At 49.9% G+C, this 15,267-nt stretch carries 17 protein-coding genes; 15 read left to right on the top strand and 2 right to left on the bottom strand.

Annotated features, from left to right (window positions below):
* Positions 1-28 precede the first annotated feature (28 nt).
* From corA to Q8L79_RS07015, 15 genes are all read left to right on the top strand, one after another.
* A complete protein-coding gene (gene corA / locus Q8L79_RS06945) occupies positions 29-1,090 on the top strand; it encodes a magnesium/cobalt transporter CorA (protein ID WP_305269460.1) in 1,062 nt (353 codons plus the stop codon).
* Positions 1,091-1,247: 157 nt separating this feature from the next.
* Positions 1,248-2,123: a M28 family peptidase gene (locus tag Q8L79_RS06950; protein ID WP_305269463.1), complete on the top strand. Its 876-nt coding sequence runs from the start codon at positions 1,248-1,250 to the stop codon at positions 2,121-2,123.
* Positions 2,124-2,346: 223 nt separating this feature from the next.
* Complete coding sequence (locus Q8L79_RS06955; protein ID WP_305269465.1) at positions 2,347-3,240, top strand: helix-hairpin-helix domain-containing protein; 894 nt, start codon at positions 2,347-2,349, stop codon at positions 3,238-3,240.
* 154 nt (positions 3,241-3,394) lie between these two features.
* Complete coding sequence (locus tag Q8L79_RS06960) at positions 3,395-3,805, top strand: hypothetical protein (protein WP_305269468.1); 411 nt, start codon at positions 3,395-3,397, stop codon at positions 3,803-3,805.
* A 125-nt stretch (positions 3,806-3,930) separates the two neighbouring features.
* Positions 3,931-5,880: an MBL fold metallo-hydrolase gene (locus Q8L79_RS06965; RefSeq protein ID WP_305269470.1), complete on the top strand. Its 1,950-nt coding sequence runs from the start codon at positions 3,931-3,933 to the stop codon at positions 5,878-5,880.
* An 809-nt stretch (positions 5,881-6,689) separates the two neighbouring features.
* Positions 6,690-8,084 (top strand): F0F1 ATP synthase subunit beta, encoded by a 1,395-nt coding sequence (gene atpD / locus Q8L79_RS06970; protein WP_305269473.1) that lies wholly within the window; start codon positions 6,690-6,692, stop codon positions 8,082-8,084.
* Positions 8,081-8,485, top strand: coding sequence for a F0F1 ATP synthase subunit epsilon (locus Q8L79_RS06975; protein ID WP_305269476.1), 405 nt, complete (start codon positions 8,081-8,083; stop codon positions 8,483-8,485). The genes atpD and Q8L79_RS06975 overlap by 4 nt, the downstream gene beginning before the upstream one ends.
* A 2-nt stretch (positions 8,486-8,487) precedes the next feature.
* Entirely contained in the window at positions 8,488-8,748 is a 261-nt protein-coding gene (locus Q8L79_RS06980) for an AtpZ/AtpI family protein (RefSeq protein ID WP_305269478.1), read from the top strand.
* Positions 8,749-8,756: 8 nt separating this feature from the next.
* On the top strand, positions 8,757-9,422 hold the full coding sequence (locus tag Q8L79_RS06985; protein ID WP_305269481.1) for a F0F1 ATP synthase subunit A: 666 nt from the start codon (positions 8,757-8,759) through the stop codon (positions 9,420-9,422).
* Between the two features lie 3 nt (positions 9,423-9,425).
* Complete coding sequence (locus tag Q8L79_RS06990; RefSeq protein ID WP_305269484.1) at positions 9,426-9,692, top strand: ATP F0F1 synthase subunit C; 267 nt, start codon at positions 9,426-9,428, stop codon at positions 9,690-9,692.
* A gap of 42 nt (positions 9,693-9,734) precedes the next feature.
* Positions 9,735-10,106 (top strand): GxxExxY protein, encoded by a 372-nt coding sequence (locus Q8L79_RS06995; protein WP_305269487.1) that lies wholly within the window; start codon positions 9,735-9,737, stop codon positions 10,104-10,106.
* Positions 10,107-10,228: 122 nt separating this feature from the next.
* Positions 10,229-10,978 (top strand): F0F1 ATP synthase subunit delta, encoded by a 750-nt coding sequence (locus Q8L79_RS07000; RefSeq protein WP_305269489.1) that lies wholly within the window; start codon positions 10,229-10,231, stop codon positions 10,976-10,978.
* Positions 10,965-12,458, top strand: coding sequence for a F0F1 ATP synthase subunit alpha (locus Q8L79_RS07005; RefSeq protein WP_305269491.1), 1,494 nt, complete (start codon positions 10,965-10,967; stop codon positions 12,456-12,458). The genes Q8L79_RS07000 and Q8L79_RS07005 overlap by 14 nt, the downstream gene beginning before the upstream one ends.
* The gene (locus tag Q8L79_RS07010; RefSeq protein ID WP_305269494.1) at positions 12,455-13,279 is read left to right on the top strand and encodes a FoF1 ATP synthase subunit gamma; all 825 of its coding nucleotides are present in this window, start codon (positions 12,455-12,457) and stop codon (positions 13,277-13,279) included. Before Q8L79_RS07005 ends, Q8L79_RS07010 begins: the two co-directional genes overlap by 4 nt.
* Positions 13,280-13,568: 289 nt before the next feature.
* Positions 13,569-13,856, top strand: coding sequence for a hypothetical protein (locus Q8L79_RS07015; protein WP_305269496.1), 288 nt, complete (start codon positions 13,569-13,571; stop codon positions 13,854-13,856).
* Between the two features lie 114 nt (positions 13,857-13,970).
* On the opposite strand, the gene Q8L79_RS07020 is transcribed toward Q8L79_RS07015, so the two are convergent.
* Positions 13,971-14,429 (bottom strand): CBS domain-containing protein, encoded by a 459-nt coding sequence (locus tag Q8L79_RS07020; protein ID WP_305269499.1) that lies wholly within the window; start codon positions 14,427-14,429, stop codon positions 13,971-13,973.
* Between the two features lie 82 nt (positions 14,430-14,511).
* Positions 14,512-15,132 carry a MarC family protein gene (locus Q8L79_RS07025; RefSeq protein WP_305269502.1) on the bottom strand — a complete coding sequence of 207 codons (621 nt, stop codon included), beginning with the start codon at positions 15,130-15,132 and terminating at the stop codon, positions 14,512-14,514.
* Positions 15,133-15,267 lie beyond the last annotated feature (135 nt).

The raw sequence follows: 15,267 nt of genomic DNA on the forward strand, positions 1-15,267 counted from the left end.
TAAAAATATTTATCAAAAGGGATCAACCATGTCTGAATCACTGAGTTACGCTTCCGAAAAATCGGGCTTGCCGCCGGGCTCGCTGGTTCATGTCGGCGAAGTGCATAAACACGAACATAAAATCACCGTCATTGATTACAACAAATCCACGCTAACCCGACACACCATCAAGAATATTGAAGAACTGTTACCCTACCAAACCACCGATACAGTCACTTGGGTGATTATCGACGGCCTGAAAGACGTTTCAATCATTGATGCGATCGGCCGGCATTTTAATATTCATGCGCTGATACTTGAAGATATCCTTAACACCCATCAACGCCCGAAATTCGAGGAATTTGATGATTATTTGTATATTGTTATAAAAGCGCTGTCGCTGGCTGATGAATTTAATGTGGAATATGAACAAATCAGTTTATTACTGTTAAATAAATTTGTTTTCACTTTCAAAGAAAAGCCGGATGCGATATTTGAGCCCCTCTTCAATCGGCTTAACAACGATAAAAGTCATCTCAGGAATCTTGGCACGGATTACCTGACCTATATTATTATGGATACCATAGTCGACGAATATTTTGCCCTGCAAGATACTTTCGATGAATTGATTGAAGCCGTTGAAGATGAATTGCTGTCCAATCCCTCGGCGCAAACCCTGAACACCATCCAGAAAATCAAGCGTGAATTGATTTTTTTACGCCGAAGCGTATCGCCGCTACGGGAATTGCTGGCCGCCATTCAACGTAGCGAATCGCCGCTGCTCAGTGACAAAACCAAGCGCTATTTCGGCGATATTTACGATCACGTCATTCGCGTGAGTGAAGCGATGGAATCCTACCGGGACTTGATCGCCGGTATGCTGGATATTTACTTATCCAGCGTCAGCAACAAAATGAACGAAACCATGAAAATACTCACCGTGTTTGCGTCCATTTTTATTCCATTGACCTTTATCGCCGGCGTCTACGGCATGAATTTCGAGTACATGCCGGAACTGAAATGGAGATGGGGCTACCCGGCGTTGTGGGCGGTATTTATCGGCGTGTCGGTACTTTTGCTCAGGTTTTTCAAAAAAAAGAACTGGCTTTAGCTAGGTAAAATTTACCGACATGTACCGATTCTAAATCTGTAGACTTAAAGTGGACCCTGTCCAATGTTTTGCTTTGTAATACGGGCAATCCCCGGCTTGATACGAACATCGCCGGAGCTCTTGCCAACTTTCGTTTTAACTTTGCAGGCACAGAAACATGAACGAAATCTCAATTCAGCGCTTACGCGCACATGTCTATGAACTTGCCGGTAACATCGGCGAGCATAATGTTTTTCATCCGGATGCGCTCCATGCGGCGGAGGCTTATATTTCGCAAGAATGGCGACAGCAAGGCTATGACGTCCGCAAACAAACCTATACTGCGCAAGGCGTTGAATGCGCCAATCTTGAAATCACCCGCGCCGGTAATGGCCGTAACAACGATGTCATCCTGATCGGCGCTCATTACGATTCGGTCTTCGGCAGTCCGGGCGCTAACGATAACGGCAGCGGCGTTGCAGCGTTGCTGGAGCTTTCGCGTCTGTTCAAGGATGTTGCGCCTGAAACCAGTCTGCGGTTTGTCGCGTTTGTGAATGAAGAACCGCCTTTTTTCTTCTGGCCCAGCATGGGCAGTATGGTCTATGCCAAAGTCGCCAGACAACGTGGCGATCCGATACGTTTTATGATCTCGCTGGAGACCGTCGGCTATTATCGGAACCAGCAAGGCAGTCAAACTTATCCGCCTTTGCTGAAGCATTTTTATCCCGATACCGGTAATTTTATTGCTTTTGTTTCTAACTTGCGCTCCCGGCACATCTTGCGGGACTGCGTTCGGGCGTTTTCCTCGGCGACGGATTTTCCGATGCAATCCATTGCTGCTCCCGCCATTGTGCCGGGAGTGTCCTTGAGCGATCAACTGGCGTTTTGGCGGCACGGTTACAAGGCTTTGATGATTACCGATACCGCTTTCTATCGTTACCCCTATTATCATACGGCTCAGGATACGCCGGATAAGCTCGATTATGAGCCGTTTACAGAAATGACTAACGGGCTGTTTTTAATGTTATGCCGGTTGGCGAATGCAATGCGATAAAGCCCGGAACCGTTCCGTTTAGCCTAAAAAGATTAGTTGGAGCTCGTGCAATCCGTTCGTGCCGAGCCCCATTCGACAAGCTCATGACAGGCTTCGGCTACGTTCAGGAGAGCCCTGTCCAAGCCTGTCATGAGCTTGTCGAATGGCATGAGCGATTTTCGCACCCCCACCCATTTGGAATGCTCAACTGCGGTTTTTAGATCAACATGAGGTCTTGTACAAGATGATAAGTAATAAAGAAATCGCTGCAAAACTGCTCCAAATCGCCGACTTACTGGATGAGCAAAGAGCCAATCCTTTCCGGGTCAGCGCCTATCAGAATGCCGCCAAGACCATCGAAACCATGAACGAAGCGGTCGAGGATTTACTGAGGCGCGAGGGTTTTTCGGCGTTGCTGGAACTGCCCGGAATCGGCGAAGGCATTGCCAGATCCATTAACGAATATGTGATGACCGGACGCATGAGTCGTTTGGAAAGCTTGCAGTCAGGGCATGATCCCATCGCATTATTCGAACAGATACCGGGCATCGGCCCCAAGTCGGCGCACCGCATCATTGAAACGCTGCATATCGACACCCTGGAAGCCCTGGAACTGGCAGCGCACAACGGTCGCTTAAAAAAAGTACCCGGCTTCAGCGCCAAAAAAATCGCCCTGGTGCAAACCTGGCTTGCCCATGTCCTGGGTTATCGCAGGCCGCGTTTCGAACCGCAGCAAACCATAGCAGAGCCACCGGTCGCATTATTGTTGGAAATAGACGAACAGTACCGCAAAAAAGCGCACGCCGGAGAGCTGCCAACCATAGCGCCGAAACGCTTCAACCCGACTGGCGAAGCCTGGCTGCCCATCTTGCATGCGAGCCGGAAGGATTGGCACTTTACCGCGTTATATTCGAATACCGAGCGCGCTCACCAGCTGGATCGCGTCAAAGACTGGGTGGTGATTTATTTTTACGATGATAGTCACCACGAGGGCCAGCACACCGTTGTCACCGAAACGCGAGGCCCTGCAACCGGCCAGCGGGTGGTTCGGGGCCGCGAAAAAGAATGCAGCGAATATTACGCGGAACATGCGGCAAAAGGCGATGCCTCAAGGAGAGGTTCTAGCCACAGTAGTTAAATATCGACTGGTAGATTGTCTGCACCGAAGGGCGGTTTCCAGCCAACAAGCGACCTTGGCGAAGGTCTGCTTTGGAGTGTACAATTTTAAGTGGTGATGTTTGTGGACCTAACCGTCCTCCCCGTTTAGTACAAATAAATGACTAGGTAAAAATATGGAATCCCAAAGAACTCAAGCCGAAGAATCAGAAGACCGTATTGAAGAAACAAAAAAACGGACTACACAAGCAAAAGCCAGGGCCAAAGAAGCAATAGCACGAACTGAAGAATCAAAGGCGCTAACTGAAGAGTTAAAAGCAAATATTGAGGAATCAAAAGCACTAACTAACGAATCGGAAGCTCGAACTGAACAATCAGAAATACGTTCTGAGCAATCAAGGGTGCTAACTGAGGAGTCAATAAAACGAAATGGAGAATTAAAAGCACAAACAGAACAAGCAATGGCACGCATTGAAGAGTCAGCAACAAAGATTGAATTATCAAAAGCTCGAATTGAAGCGTCAATGAAACGAGCTGAAGAGTCAAAAACACGAATGGAAGAATCAAAAGATCCAACTGAATATTAAAAATCAGAGTAACGAATGTCTCAAAAGGGTCGAGTTGAGCCTGTGAACGGTCCCGATTGTCATAATTGCCACTGACCTGAGTTTTCTGCGATAGTAGCAAACGATCCCCAGCACAGGTAGCCGCCATGACCCATTCAGCGCCACTCCCGTTATTGCCCTATTGCCCTACTAGCCTCGCCGAGCAACTACTGAGCGGCGAGCAAAGGATTTTACTGTTTGGCGAGACCGGTATCGGCAAATCCACGCTGACCGCCGAACTCGCGCGGATATTTTCCGAAAAAGGCCTAGCCTGCTTCTGCATCGCCGCCGATCCCGGATCGCCCGGCTTCGGTTTGCCCGGCACCGTATCGCTGGGACAGTGGCGGAAGTCCGGCTGGCAAGTGTCGGCATTTGAAGCGCTTTGCACGCTGGATGCAGGCCGTTTTCGCCTGCCGCTGCTGTCGGCTGTCAGCCGGTTAATGCAAAAGGCTCCCTTTGACTTGATGCTGATCGACGCCCCCGGCGTGGTCCGGGGCATTGCGGGTTCGGAATTGCTGACCGGCATGGTCGAGCTGTTGAAAATCGATACCGTGTTGGTGCTGAACCGCCAGTCGAAACCGCTGCCGTTAATGATCGAGCTGTTGTCGTTGGGCGTCCGCATCCTGCCGGTGCATGCCCATCCTGAGGCCTGCCGTCCCGGCCAAAAGACCAGGGCGCACAAAAGAACCGGACAATGGCGGACTTACCTCGCCGTCAGCGACGAGATAACGCTCGATCTTGCCGATCTTCGCTTGGTCGGCTCGCCGCCGCCCATCGATGTGCCGGATGCCTGGACCGGCCGCCAATGCGCTTTTATCGATACCGAGCGAACCGTCAGCATCGGCGAAATCATCGCGCTGCAAAACGGCAAACTTCATATCCGGCTGCCTGCGGCAGCGGCAACGACCCGGACATTGCTGGTGCGCGATGCCCGTTGCGAAAAAAACGGCCTGCTGGTCAGCGCCGCGCCGTTTGCAAGCGGTAACCTGCAATTTTTGCCGCCGCCCGACGCGATGCCCTACCCGACGACGGATTACAGCGGCGGACCCAGGCCTGCGGTCAAATTACGCGGCATGTACGCGACGATGGTCAACGGCGTGTTCGGCGACCCGCTGCTGCATCTTCGCCTGCACCAGCAGCAACGCAGTCTGCTGTTCGACCTGGGCGACTCGGGCAGATTGTCCACCCGCATAGCCCATCAAGTCAGCGATGTGTTCATCAGCCATGCCCATATCGATCATATCGGCGGCTTCTTGTGGCTGCTGCGCTCCCGTGTCGGCGATTTTCCAAGCTGCCGGATTTTCGGCCCGCCGGGTTTGATCGGCCATATTAAAGGCATGATCGACGGCGTCCTTTGGGACCGCATCGGGGATACCGGGCCGCGTTTCGAAATCGCCGAAATTCACGGCAACCGGCTGCAACGGGCAAGTATTAAGACGGGCTGCGGGGATTGCGTCGCTCTTCCCGAAATTCAGTTTGCCGAAGGATTGATCGTGGACGATCTGCAGTTCACTGTCCGCACGATCACGCTAGATCACCACACGCCGGTGCAGGCCTATGCCTTCGAGAGCAAGGCCAAATTCAACGTCGATAATAATGTTCTTAAAACCTTGGGATTAGATGCCGGGCCCTGGCTGAACAAGCTGAAGCGGGTCATCGGCGCAGGCGATACTGCAGCTATGATCCGGCTGCCCGATAATAGCAGCCGGGAGGCGGGAGAACTGGGCGCCCTCCTCCTTACCGTCACGCCCGGCGAAAAACTGGTCTATGCAACCGATCTGGCCGAGACAAAAGCCAACCGCGCCGCACTGACCGCGTTGGCGCACAAGGCCGACTTCTTTTTCTGCGAAGCTTCTTTTCTGGAAGACGACATCGACCAGGCACGGAGAACCGGCCATCTGACCGCGCGGGCCTGCGGCGAGATTGCAACCGCCGCCGATGTCAAACAACTGGTGCCGTTTCATTTCTCCAGGCGTTACGAAACAAGGCCTGAAGAGATTTACCTGGAATTAAGCGCCGCCTGTTCCCGCATCGTCATACCTACGAAAAGTCAGTAATTACTTCCCGACGTGGATCGGATGAATTTTCGCTAGTTCCCAAGGTCAAACTCTCGTCTTTATACATAAGTATTGAAAAACACGTCATCCAGGCTACATGGACGTACACAGCTCGCCATCCATGGCACTGGATACCCGCTTCCCGGCGGGTATGACGCGTTACTTAGATACTTGCGTATAACGACGAGCGCACTGCGTGGGAAATGCGGTCAAGGCGCGCTACGCCGTATACGGGGGACGCAGCTCGTCCTGCACTGCACATTCCCACGCGGCGCGTAGGATCAAGGGTACTCGCCGGAAACGCCGCCTCGCGCTACGCGCTTGGATGGCCTTATTCTGGCCTACATCCGAGTCCGCCATTCCAGCGTCCATATCGAAATGACGCTCTTCGATAGACTTGTGTATTAAAGACGAGAGCTCAGGCTTGGAAATTCAGTTACGGAAGCTCCAGCTTCCCGTCTCGCGAAGCTGGAGCTTCGCATCCTGAGTTCCCAATCTGAAGAGACTGTGAAAGTATTATCAAAATTAGTTTAAGAACCTATTCACCACGAAGGCACGAAGACCACGAAGGAACAATAATTGTTGAAACTCAGAGTGTTGAAAACTTCGTGTCCTTCGTGCCTTCGTGGTGAATGCTTCTGCTTTTGTTCTAAAACGAATACTTTCACAGCCTCTGAAGCTTGGGAACCCGCATACTGCTCCTGCGTGGATTTACATCCTTCATTCTTGTAGTCGCTCATGTCTTCGTGGTAAAAGTAGGCTACTAACAAAGCATCGTAATTTATTCGTCACCTTTGGAGTCGCCGCTATTGGACAGTTTGCAGATACCACAGGAACATGGCCAAATTATCGGAACCATCGTTGAAGTGCATGGCCCGGTGGTGATTATCGACTGCACCCAGTTGCCGCCTTTGCGTCAGGCTTTGTGTACCCGTTTTGATCATATCGTTTATCTTTTCGAGGTCCATCAGCATCTTGATGAACGGCATATCCGGGCCATCACCCTGCACGGCACCGCCGGACTAAGCCGGGGCATGACTGTATACGATACCGGCGCGCCGTTGCATGTGCCTGTATCGGAGCAATGCCTAGGACGGTTACTGAATATATTCGGCGAACCTCTGGACGGACTGCAGTCTTTGCCTAAAACCGAATTCCGCAATATTCACTCTAAACCACTGCCATTATCCGAAGCCATCGGCATCAGCGGCATTTTGGAAACCGGCATTAAAGTCATCGATTTACTCTGTCCTTTTGTTAAAGGCGGCAAAACCGGATTATTCGGTGGCGCGGGTGTCGGCAAAACGGTGCTGGTCATGGAATTTATCCATGCCGTTTCCGCGATCCACAAAGGCGTTTCAGTCTTTGCCGGAGTCGGCGAACGCATCCGCGAAGCCCACGAATTATGGCGGGAAATGCAACAGGCGGGCGTCATGGACGACACCCTGATGGTATTCGGACAAATGGATGAATCGCCCGGCGTGCGTTTTCGGGTGGCCCTGTCGGCCCTGACTTATGCCGAATACTTCCGCGACACCCTGCATAAGGAAGTGCTGTTTGTGGTCGACAATGTGTTTCGTTTTGTTCAGGCAGGCAGCGAGATTTCCAGTCTGCTGGGCCGCATGCCTGCTACCGTAGGTTACCAGCCGACATTAACTACAGAGGTCGCTGAGTTGCAGGATCGCATCCTTTCCACCCGACAGGGCGCTATCACCTCGGTGCAGGCGGTTTATGTTCCGGCCGATGATATGACCGACCCTGCGGTCAGCGCCATCCTCAGTCATCTGGACACCACGGTTATCCTGTCTAGAGACCAGGCCAGCAAAGGCATTTATCCTGCTGTCGATCCGTTGCGCTCCAGCAGCAAACTGATGGATCGTCATACCTTGGGCGATCGTCATTATGCAGTGGCGAAAAGTGTGCGCGAACATCTGGCGCGTTATCATGAACTGGAAGATATTATTGCGATGCTGGGCATCGAAGAACTGGCAGAAGTTGATCGAAAGATTGTTATGCGCGCCCGCAAATTGCAACGTTATCTGACCCAGCCTTTTTCGGTTTTGGCCGAGCATACCAAGCAAACCGGCGTTTCAGTGCCGCTGGCGCAAACCTTGACCGATTGCGAAGCCTTTCTGGCAGGACACTATGATGAGTTATCCGAACAGCAATGCTATATGCGCGGCTCCATGCAGGACGAACCATGAACCCATTCGTACTCAATCTGTTTGATGCAAGCCATGAACAGTCGATCAAAGGCGTCACTTCATTTGTCGGTGAGGACGCTTCGGGCAGCTTCGGTATTCAGGCTCATCATGCACGCTTTATGACCACGCTGATTTTCGGTCTGGCGCGTTTTCGTCTGGAGACAGAAGATTGGCAATATCTGGCTCTGCCGGGAGCGGTTGTTTATTTCAATAATAACGAGTTGTCGATCAGCACCCGGCATTTTTTAATCGATACCGACCTTGAGCGGATCAGTACCTTATTGGAACAGCAATTGATCGCCGAGGAAGAAAATCTACGTTCAACCAGGGAGAGCCTGCAGCGAATGGAACAGGCCATGCTAAAACGCATGTTAATGCTTAAACCTAAACCCGGCTGGTAGTCATGAGCAATCGAAAACAACTTAAAGACAAAATTGAAAACCAGATCAAACGCATCAAAAAAGCGGAACACGATCAGGGCCCGAACCTGCCCTCTATCGGCACCTTGGGCTTGGTCATGATATTGCCTATCATCGCCGGCGTTTATTTAGGCCACTGGCTGGACGATAGGTTGGAAGGTTATTCGACGCACTGGACACTCAGTTTATTGTTCGCAGGCATAGTGATTGGGGTTTTTAATGTGTATTTTCTGATTAAGGATTAGGCTAAATCATGGAAAACGAATTTGTCTTTTCTATCGGACCGGTAGTGATAGCCACAGCCGTCATCACTACGTGGGGCATCATGTTGGTCATTAGCGTAATAGCCTGGCTTACAACACGCCATTTGGAGATGCTGCCGGGTAAGTTGCAGACCACTGTCGAAGGCATTGTGGCGGCTATTGATGAGGCCATTAGCGCTGTCGCACCTGAACACGGACGACTCATCCTGCCTTTTATTGCGACCCTTTGGCTGTTCCTGATCATTGCCAACCTGATCGGTTTAATACCCGGCTTGCATTCGCCGACCCGCGATCTTTCAGTGACCTCGGCACTGGCAATACTGGTGTTCTTTTCGGTGCACTGGTTTGGCATAAAAACCCAGGGCCTGAAAAATTACCTGCACCATTACTTAAGCCCCAGCCCGATTTTGCTGCCTTTTCATATTATCAGCGAATTGACCCGCACCTTGGCGCTGGCTATCCGTTTATTCGGCAATATAATGAGTCTGGAAATGGCGGCTATGCTGGTATTGCTGGTGGCAGGGTTTCTCGCCCCTATTCCGATTTTAATGCTGCATATCATTGAAGCGCTGGTACAGGCTTATATCTTCGGTATGCTGGCGCTGATCTATGTGGCCGGAGCCATACAGTCCCAACACCTTAACCCACCGGAGTAACTTATGTCAGACATAGCCTCGATTGTCCTTGGATCCAGCATCGCCGCGATTATCGGCATCGCGTTGGGGGTGATGATTCCTGCTCTGGCCATGGGCAAAGCCATCGGCAGCGCCTTGGAAGCCTTATCGCGGCAGCCGGAGTCGGAGCGGTCGATTATGCGCACCTTGTTTATCGGCCTGGCGATGATCGAATCGCTGGCTATCTATTGCCTGGTTATTATTTTGATTGTGCTGTTTCGAAATCCGCTGCTTGAATACGTTCTTAAATGATTGGAAAAGAACTCACCACGAAGACACGAAGAGCACGAAGATATGGAATTTGACGATTTATTAAGGCGTGTCATTGGCTGTGCGATTGAAGTCCATAAATTTTTGGGAGCTGGGTTACTGGAATCCACTTATGAAAAATTTTTAGAGCATGAACTTCATCTAGCAGGTCTTTCTTATACAGTGCAACAACAATTGCCTGTTAACTATAAGGGGGTTGAGCTGGATTGTGGGTATCGGCTCGATCTGGTGGTGGAAAATAAACTGATTGTGGAATTAAAAAGTGTCGAGAAATTGCAAAAAATTCATGAAGCACAAATACTTACTTACATGAAACTGACTGGCTTAAACGTAGGATTACTAATCAACTTTAATGAGACCCTCTTGAAAAATGGTATCAAGCGTTTTGTACTTTAAGACTTTGAAAGAAGTCACCACGAAGGCACGAAGATTTGATAATTTGCTCTAAAACTTCGTGTTCTTCGTGCCTTCGTGGTGAATAATTTTTTTATCAAACACTTAAACCGGCAATAAAGCATATGGAATTCAACCTATCCACTTTTGTTTTTGAAATCATCAATTTCCTGATTCTGATCTGGATCTTGCAGCGGCTTTTTTACAAGCCTTTGCTGGAAGTGATTGCCAAGCGCAAGCGGTTTATAGATCAATCGCTTAGTGAGGCTAAAAACCTGAAACTACAGGCAGAACAACAATGTAGCCTTTATGAAAACCGGCAAAAATTGTGGGACCAGGAAAAACAATCCGCTATAACCGCCCTGCACCGGCAACTCGAAGCCGAAAGAAAAGCCCATCTGGAAAAGCTGAATGCCGACCTTGAGCAAGAACGGCAAAAAGCAAATGTGTTACTGTTGAAACAGCAACGGGAGTTGCAACAACAATCCGAAAAACAGGCCTTGCTCAACGGCGCCAAATTTGCAGGAATGCTGTTGCAACAGTCCGCCGGACCTGAACTGGAAGCCCGTTTATTTACTATGCTGATGGACAATCTGGTCACCTTACCGGAAGCCTGCAAGCTGTGTCTGACCATGTTCGGAACGAAGAAATCGGTGCCGGTCAAAATAACCAGCGCCTATCCGCTACCCGTAGAAATGCGCCTGCAACTGGAACAAAAGCTGGATGCGTTAATCAACAGTCAAATCAATTTTCAATATCATCAGAATAACGCGTTGATTGCCGGTCTGCGTATGGACATCGGCGCTTGGGTGTTAAACGCCAACCTGCAACATGAACTGATCGGTTTTACCGAGATTGGCTATGAGTCTGATTAAACCCGCACCCAACAGCTTGCTGGATAAACAGGCCGAGTGGCTGGCTGACTATCAGCCGGGGCTGCGTATTAGCGAACAAGGCACAGTAGTTTCAATCGGTGACGGCATTAGCTGGATCAAAGGCTTGCCCTCGGCGGCCATCGAAGACATTCTGGTTTTTGCCGATGGCAGTCGCGGCATGGTCTTCGACCTTAACCGCGACCGAATCGGCGCAATTTTGCTGTATGAAACTGAAGCCCTGACGGCGGGCACCCGGGTTCATCTTTCCCGGCATTCGCTGAGCATACCGGTCGGCAACGATTTTTTAGGCCGGGTTATCGACCCATTAGGAGCACCGTTGGACGGACAAACAGCTCCATCTCACGCAGGGCGTGAAAGTATGGAAAAAAGCTCGCCCACCATTATTGCCCGCGATTTTGTCCATAAACCGCTCTATAGCGGCATAAAAATTATCGACACCCTGATTCCGATCGGCAAAGGGCAGCGGCAATTGATTGTGGGCGATGAAGGCCTGGGCAGAACGTCAATCGCCATTGACACCGTCATTAATCAAAAAGGCAAAAATGTGCTGTGTATTTATGTGCTGATCGGCCAGAAACGCTCTGCCGTAGTCAGTACCCTGGAAACCCTGAAGAAGCATGGCGCGCTGGACTACACCGTGTGCGTGGTTGCCGAAGCCAGCGCCCTGCCCGGCTTGCAGTATATCGCCCCGTTTGCCGGTTGCGCAGTGGCCGAATACTGGATGGCGCAAGGCCGTGATACTTTGATTATCTATGATGACCTGTCCACCCACGCCAGAACTTATCGGGAGCTATCTTTGTTACTGCGCAGGCCGCCCGGACGCGAAGCCTATCCGGGCGATATTTTCTTTGTTCATTCGCGCCTGCTGGAACGCTCGACTTGCCTGAATGCCGAAAACGGCGGCGGCAGCATGACCGCCTTGCCGATCATCGAAACCAAACAGGGGGAAATTGCCTCCTATATTCCGACCAACCTGATTTCCATTACCGACGGGCAAATCTATCTGGATAATGACTTGTTCGTGTCGGGATTTCGCCCGGCCATCGATATTACGCGTTCGGTATCGCGGATAGGCGGCAAAGCGCAGGACATGAGTATCCGCGACCAAGCCGGACAAATGAAACTGGATTACCTGCAATTTCTGGAGCTGGAAGCGTTTACTCGTTTCGGTCAACGCCTGGAAGCGTCAATGGAAGCGCGAATCAAACGGGGACGGCTGTTACGGGAAATATTAAAGCAGGACCGGTTGGTTCCGCACAGCAATCTTTTTCAATTGGCCTGGCTGACTGCGTTTAATGCAGGACTGTTTAACCAGGCAGTTCCTGAAGATATTCCAAAGCTGCTGATTAACATTGATAACGGCATTAAAACCACGTCGCTGAAATTGGAAAGCAGCCCCGAGCAATGGCAATTAGCCGTCGGCGAATGGCTTAATACGAACCCCGCACAATCGTTATGAGCCTAAGCCGCGAACTGCAACTGCATATCACTCAATTGAAGGAGATACGCAGCATTCTGAATTCCATGAAAATTCTGGCTTTCATGGAAACGCATAAACTACAGCGCTTTAAGACCATGCAAAGTCAGGTGGTGGCTAATATTGAACGCGCGGCTTTGGATTTACTGGATTTTTATCCCGGCCTGGCAACGTCAGACCACAACGTTGCGCAACTTTGCATTTTGCTGGGTGCGGAACGCGGTTTTTGCGGCGATTTTAACGAAAGCCTGATTAATGCCGTCGCAACCCAGGCTTATACCGGCATTATTGCAATCGGCAGCCGACTGTGTAACCGACTGGAAAACGTAACGACCAAGGTCATCGCGACCCTCGAAGGCGCGAATGCCGCCGAAGAAGTGCCTACGATCATTAACCGTCTGATTGACACCATCAGCGCATTACACGGTGAATCTACCCCTACATTACAGCTGACCGTTGTTTATCACGATAACGCATCCAATCAAATCCGCCAACGGCAGGTGTTCCCTCCTTTTACTCAACCAAGTGAGAGAACCTTTCATTATGGCAGTCCGCCCATGCTCAACCTGGAACCCGGCGAGTTTTTTGCAGACTTGATCGATCATTATTTATTTGCGGTATTGCATGAAGTTTTTTATCTCTCGCTGATGGCCGAAAACAATAGCCGCCTGCAACATCTGGATGGCGCTGTAAATCACCTGGACGATGAAACCGTAAAGCTGCAAAGAAAATCCCAGATTTATCGCCAGGAGGAAATTACCGAAGAGATTGAAGTCATATTGTTAAATGCGGAGAATTTGTAGGATCTGCTAAACCCAGTGAAGTGCATCGCTATCAAATTGGGTGGGTAAAACTCATTCTTATCCCTCAGCTATGCGATGGGTTTCGCTACGCTCTCGGCAACTGCTCCTGCGTTGCTCTACCTCCTGCATCCATGCAGTCGTCGGCAACTGCTCCTGCGTTGCAATCATACCCATCCTATATACGTTCCCATAAAAAACGTTGTCTTCATGGCGAAATAAACTGATAATAGTTTCGTATCGCTATCTTTTTTCAGTCAACTTTCTTTTTCACGAGCCCGCAACAATGATCATGAAAAGCATATTAACTTACCTGGCCGTATTAACCTTGTCGTTTAATGTTTTCGCTGTTGAAGTTCAGGATGATCCGCAGATTACTGCGCCCGACAAAATAGCGCTAAATCAGGAAAATTCACCAGACACTCATTTAGCTCCCCATATCGTTAGCAGCCATACGATTCCTCAAGCTTCAGCCGAGAAATCCAGTGAATTTATAACGGCTCTCGGCGTGTATGTGCTCATCATCATTGTTTATTCAATTTACGGAATTAAAGCTACCTCAAAAAATGTCAGAAGCTGAATATTGATACATAGAGTCGATACGATCAAAACATAGCTATTTACAGGGGTTGACCTTCATCACTTAAAACGCGATGAAGGTCTTTTTTAAACGCCTCGATTTCATCGTTCCCTCTTACGTTAAATAAGCTCTTGTTTTGGCCTCTCGCTCCTGTTCGCGCGGAACGACCCTAGCTAATTCAGTCATCTCCTCAGCCAGAAGATCCAGAATATCGTCTGCCGACACAATCCCTACCAGCCCTCCTTCCTGATTAACCACTGGGATGCGGCGGATGCCCTTGGTGCGCATCAGTCGAATCGTTTCAAACACACCGTCTTTTTCCTGCACGCTGATCAACTGCGCCCCCATGATATCGCCTACGCTAAACTCTGCGATATCCAAGGATTGGGCAATAATTTCAATGACTATATCGCGATCGGTAACAATGCCGACCGGCACCCGCTTTCCGTCAACGTCATCAACGACCACCAGATCGCCGACATGATATTCACGCATCAGTTGCGCCGCCTCCGGTAGACTCATGTCTCTGGTCGCGAACACCACTTCGCGATTGCAAAAGTCACTAATAGACATCGCTATATCCTCCACTTAAATTAAGATAGAACCTCGATTCGTTCGGACTGCCCCCTAACCTTTATGCTTCACTCGCATACAGTTATGGCTTTGGAATAGTCCATTGAAAAATGCCGGCAAATGCATCTATAACTAAATCTACTGACAGTGTGGCGAGAAATATTCCCATGATACGCTCCAGTATCGCAGCGCCGTTCTTCCCAATGATGCGCAGAAGATGCTCTGCGAGAAGCATTAACACGTAAGTAACTGCCAGGACACCAAGCATTACAACGGCAGTTATCGCCTGCGTGGTGACGGAGTAGAGATAATTGTCGGTGAGTAAAATTACCACCATAATCGCTTCCGGCCCCACAATGGAAGGTATTGCCAGCGGAAACACCGCAATATCATGCCCGGCCTCAGACTGGCCGAAAGTGGTTGCCGCTCGGCCGAAAATCATCTGGAGGCCAAAAAGAAACAAAATGATACCGCCTGCAATTTGCAACGAAATAAGTTGAATGTGCATGGCAGCGAGAATAAGTTGTCCAACCAGAATTGCGCAAAGTAAAATGATAGCCGAATAAATAATCGCCATTGTTGCAGTTTTTCTACGTTCTGTCGGCGAAAGCCCGGAAGTCAATGCCGCAAAAAGCACAACAGTGCCAATCGGTTCAATGGTTACCCAAATCATAAGCGCGTCGTGGATTATCTTATTAAGCACATGCTCTCCTTTGTCGCCTCAACTTTCGAGTTTAAAAACGCTCCTGATCACTTATAAACCTTATTCTTTTCTCTTGATTGCGGTGCGAATCTATTCGCACCTATATGGCATATCAAATAGCCAAGTAAATGAACT

The organism is Methylobacter sp. (genome assembly GCF_030680395.1).
Classification (GTDB): domain Bacteria; phylum Pseudomonadota; class Gammaproteobacteria; order Methylococcales; family Methylomonadaceae; genus Methylobacter_A.